General features: G+C 70.8%; 1 protein-coding gene, 1 rRNA gene and 1 pseudogene. All 3 read right to left on the reverse strand.

What is annotated here, in order from left to right; genetic code table 11:
• Positions 1 to 128 precede the first annotated feature (128 nt).
• Positions 129 to 932: a tetratricopeptide repeat protein gene (locus ACZ7HT_RS24975; protein WP_471169853.1), complete on the reverse strand. Its 804-nt coding sequence runs from the start codon at positions 930 to 932 to the stop codon at positions 129 to 131.
• A 360-nt stretch (positions 933 to 1,292) separates the two neighbouring features.
• Positions 1,293 to 2,153: pseudogene (locus ACZ7HT_RS24980) on the reverse strand (tetratricopeptide repeat protein); the annotation flags it as partial.
• Between the two features lie 139 nt (positions 2,154 to 2,292).
• Positions 2,293 to 2,383 (reverse strand): 5S ribosomal RNA (gene rrf / locus ACZ7HT_RS24985); the annotation flags it as partial.

A 2,383-nucleotide genomic window follows, 5' to 3' on the forward strand; every position in this document is an offset into this window, starting at 1 on the left:
TCCTTTGAGACGAAAGCGAGCAATGGGCTTGTCCCTGCGCAGCTGGGTGTGGGACGAAACCAACCAAAGCGCGGAAACGCAGAACGGCGACACCCACCGGTCCCCCCCCTTCTCGCTACGCCAGGGGATCAGCCCTTGTCGCCGTCCCGCTCGTCGTCGTCCTCGTCCTCGTCGTCCTCGTCGTCGATCTCGATGTCGTCGACCTCGACGACACCCGACTCCTCGGACTCGTTCTCGACATCGTCCTCGGACTCGTCGATCGCGTCGACGAACTCGACCCCGTCCATCTCGGCGAGCCGGTCGGACGCGTCCGTGGCGCCGTCCTTGTCGGCCTCCAGGGCCTTGGCGAACCACTCGCGGGCCTCGCGCTCACGGCCGGCGGCGAGCAGCGCGTCGGCGTACGCGTACCGCAGGCGCGCGGTCCACGGGTGCACGGCGCCGGAGGCGAGCTCGGGGCTCTGCAGCGTCACGATGGCCGCGTCGAGCTGACCCATGTCCCGGCGGGCGCCGGCGGCGACGAGCCGCATCTCGACCTGCCCGGCCTTGTCCAGCTTCTGCACCTCGGGCTCACCGGCCATGGCGAGGGCGCGCTCGGGCCGGCCGAGGCCGCGCTCGCAGTCGGCCATGACGGGCCACAGCTCGACACCGCCGCTCATCCGACGCGCGGCACGGAACTCGGCCAGCGCCTCGGAGTACTTCTGCGTTGCGTACGCGGCGAAGCCGGCGGCCTCGCGGACGGCCGCGACACGGGACGCGAGCCGCAGGGCGACGCGCGAGTACCCGTACGCCTTCTCCGGGTCCTCGTCGATCAGCTGGGCGACCATGACGAGGTTGCGCGAGACGTCCTCGGCGAGCCCCTTGGGCAGGCTCATGAGCTCCTGGCGCACATCCGGGTCGATCTCCTCACCGGTGACCTCCGGCGGGATCGGCAGACGCTTGATGGGCGCGCGGTCACCGCGGTCCCGGTCGTCACGACGCCCGAAGCCGCCCCGGTCGTCCCGGCCGCGGAACCCACCGCGGTCGCCGCCCCGGTCACCGCGGTCGTCACGGCGGAAGCCGCCGCCACGGCTGTCGCCACCGCGGTCGTCGCGACGGAAGCCACCGCCACGGCTGTCGTCCCGACGGAACGACGACGGACGCTCATCACGCCGGTCGTCACGACGGAAGCCGCCACCACGGCTGTCGCCGCCACGGTCGTCACGCGAGGGGTACGAGGGCCGGTCGTCGCGACGGAACGAGGACGGACGCTCATCACGCCGGTCGTCGCGACGGAAGCCGCCACCACGGTTGTCGCCACCGCGGCTGTCGCCACCACGGTCGTCACGGCGGAAACCGCCGCCACGGTTGTCGTCACGGCGGAAGCCACCGCCACGGTTGTCGCCACCGCGGTCGTCGCGACGGAAGCCACCGCCACCACGGTTGTCGTCACGCGAGGGGTACGAGGGCCGGTCGTCGCGACGGAACGAGGACGGGCGCTCATCGCGACGGTCGTCACGGCGGAACCCGCCACCACGGTTGTCGCCACCACGGTTGTCGTCACGCTGCCCATAGGAGGGACGCTCGTCCCGACGGAACGACGGACGCTCATCACGCCGGTCGTCGCGACGGAAGCCGCCACCACGGTTGTCCCCGCCACGGCTGTCGCCACCACGGTCGTCACGGCGGAAGCCGCCACCGCGGTTGTCCCCGCCACGGTCGTCGCGACGGAAACCGCCGCCACCACGGTTGTCGTCACGCTGCCCATAGGAGGGACGCTCGTCCCGACGGAACGACGGACGCTCATCACGCCGGTCGTCGCGACGGAAACCGCCACCACGGTTGTCGCCGCCACGGTCGTCACGGCGGAAACCGCCACCGCCACGGTTGTCGCCACCGCGGTCGTCGCGACGGAAGCCACCGCCACGGTTGTCCCCACCGCGGTTGTCACCACGGTCGTCGCGACGGAAGCCGCCACCACGGTTGTCCCCGCCACGGCTGTCGCCACCACGGTCATCACGGCGGAAACCACCGCCACGGTTGTCGTCACGGCGGAAGCCGCCACCGCCACGGTTGTCATCCCGGCGCGGCCCACGGAAGCCGCCCCGGTCGCCACCGGCACCGTCCCTGCGACGCGGCTCGCGCTCCGGACGGTCGTCGGGAGAGTTGGTGGACATCGTCGTGACTCCTGTCTTCGGGTACTGCAGTCATTCTCGCGCAGCCGGCACTCTGCCGCGCATCGGAAAAGTCAAGCAAAAAACAAAAGGACCTCTGGTCCCAGCGTGAACGCTGGGACCAGAGGTCCTATGAAGAATTGTTCGGCGGCGTCCTACTCTCCCACAGGGTCCCCCCTGCAGTACCATCGGCGCTGAAAGGCTTAGCTTCCGGGTTCGGAATGTAACCGGGC

It is taken from the genome of Streptomyces sp. NPDC037410 (genome assembly GCF_055602235.1).